The following is a 2340-nucleotide window of genomic DNA, read 5'->3' as shown; positions in this document are numbered from 1 at the left end:
CCTCAACTCCATCCCCTCGATCCCGAGCGGCAGATGCGTCGCCGCGACAATCATCCCGCCATCCGCGCAATGCCTCGCCATCAACCCCGCAAACCGCGCCTCCGCCGCCTTGTCCAGCCCCGCCGTCGGCTCGTCCAGCAGCCACAATGGCCGGTGGCTGACCAAAAGCCTGGCGATCGCCGCGCGGCGCCGCTGCCCGGTCGATAGATAGCCGAACGGCAGGTGGCCGATGCCGCCGAGCCCGACCGTTTCCAGCGCCTCTTCGACGCCGAGCTGTCCGTCGCCATTGAAGTCTCGCCAAAAGCGCAAATTCTCCGCCACGCTGAGCGCCGGCTTCATTGCGTTCTGGTGGCCGAGATAGTGACAGGCCGAGGCAACAGACGGAAACGCTTCGCCCCCGTCTTCGACCTTCATGACGCCCTCAATCCTCACGCTGCCTTCCGCCGCCGGCAGCAGCCCGGCGATGATCCGCAGCAAGGTCGACTTGCCCGATCCGTTCGGCCCGGTGACGATAAGCGCCTGACACTCCTCCAAGGCAAAGCCGATGCCGGAAAACACCGCGTCGCCGCCTCGCTCGCCGCCCAGATTTTCGGCGATCAGCCGCATTCCTCGCCTGCCCTGAAACCATGTGTCGCGGCCGCTGCCGCATCGCACAAAATTGCTTTCCAACTGTCTAGAACTATTCCAGAAAATTCTCTATATGCGGTGCATCCGTGCCAGCGGTCGGCACGGGAACAGAATTAGCGCCGAACCAGCGCACGCGCCGCCTTGAACGGCTCGGGTTGCTTGGGAACGGACAGCGGAAATGGCCGTACCCGCACCTTTGCGCGTGATTGCATGCCATCGGCGTCCGTTCCCTTTCAGGCTGAACAGACAAGGATCGCACGTGTCAAAATCCCTCGACAGTTTCAATTGCCGCCGCACGCTGACCGCAGGCGGCGCTGAATATGCCTATTTCGATCTCATCGAGGCCGAAAAGAACGGCCTTACCGGCATCTCGCAACTGCCCTATTCGATGAAGGTGCTGCTGGAAAACCTGCTGCGCAACGAAGACGGCCGCTCCGTCACCAAGGAATCGATCCAGGCGGTGGCCGGCTGGCTGACCGACAAGGGCACCGCCGGCGTCGAGATCGCCTATCGGCCGGCCCGCGTGCTGATGCAGGATTTCACCGGCGTTCCGGCCGTGGTCGATCTTGCCGCAATGCGCGACGCCATGGCTTCGCTCGGCGGCGATCCGCAGAAGATCAACCCGCTGGTGCCGGTCGACCTCGTCATCGACCATTCCGTCATCGTCGACGAATTCGGCACGCCGATGGCCTTCGCCCGCAATGTCGAGCTGGAATATGAGCGCAACGAAGAGCGCTACAAATTCCTGAAATGGGGCCAGCAGGCGTTCCGCAACTTCCGCGTCGTGCCGCCCGGCACCGGCATCTGCCATCAGGTCAACCTCGAATATCTCGGCCAGGTGGTGTGGACCAACACCGAGGACGGCGAAACCACAGCCTATCCCGACACCTGCGTCGGCACCGATTCGCACACCACCATGATCAACGGCCTGGGCGTGCTCGGCTGGGGCGTCGGCGGCATCGAGGCCGAGGCGGCCATGCTCGGCCAGCCGGTCTCCATGCTGCTGCCGGAAGTCATCGGCTTCCGTCTCACCGGCAAGCTGAAAGAGGGCGTCACCGCCACCGACCTCGTGCTCACCGTCACCCAGATGCTGCGCAAGAAGGGGGTCGTCGGCAAGTTCGTCGAGTTCTTCGGCCCGGGCCTCTCCAACATGACGCTGGCCGACCGCGCCACCATCGGCAACATGGCCCCCGAATATGGCGCCACCTGCGGTTTCTTCCCAGTCGACTCGGAAACCATCCGCTATCTCACAATGTCCGGCCGCAGCGAGGACCGCATCGCGCTGGTCGAGGCCTACGCCAAGGCGCAGGGCCTGTGGCGTGAAACCGGCTCGGCCGACCCTGTCTTCACTGATCTGCTCGAGCTCGAACTTGGTTCCGTCGTGCCGTCGATGGCCGGCCCCAAGCGGCCTGAAGGCCGCGTCGCCCTGGAAGGCATTCCGGAAGGCTTCGCCAAGGCGATGGAGACCGAATACAAGAAGGCGGCCGAAATCTCCAAGCGCTATGCCGTCGAAGGCACCGACCATGATCTCGGTCACGGCGATGTCGTCATTGCCGCCATCACCTCCTGCACCAACACCTCGAACCCGAGCGTGCTGATCGGCGCCGGTCTTTTGGCCCGCAATGCCAACCGGCTCGGTTTGAAGCAGAAGCCGTGGGTGAAGACCTCGCTGGCTCCCGGCAGCCAGGTGGTCGCCGAATATCTGGAGAAATC

Annotated in this window: 2 protein-coding genes; one reads left to right on the top strand and one right to left on the bottom strand. The window is 63.8% G+C overall.

The window, feature by feature from the left end; all coding sequences use genetic code 11:
• On the bottom strand, nt 1–606 hold a 606-nt coding region (ccmA, locus tag EN884_RS33315; RefSeq protein ID WP_128361018.1), incomplete at its 3' end, for a heme ABC exporter ATP-binding protein CcmA.
• A gap of 280 nt (nt 607–886) precedes the next feature.
• Here ccmA and acnA point away from each other — a divergent pair.
• On the top strand, nt 887–2340 hold a 1454-nt coding region (gene acnA, locus EN884_RS33310), incomplete at its 3' end, for an aconitate hydratase AcnA (protein WP_128361017.1).

It is taken from the genome of Mesorhizobium sp. M7A.F.Ca.AU.001.01.1.1, assembly GCF_004022735.1.
Taxonomy (GTDB): domain Bacteria; phylum Pseudomonadota; class Alphaproteobacteria; order Rhizobiales; family Rhizobiaceae; genus Mesorhizobium; species Mesorhizobium ciceri.
Note: the sequence above shows the minus strand (reverse complement) of the source record. Positions and strands in the feature narration are given on the sequence as shown.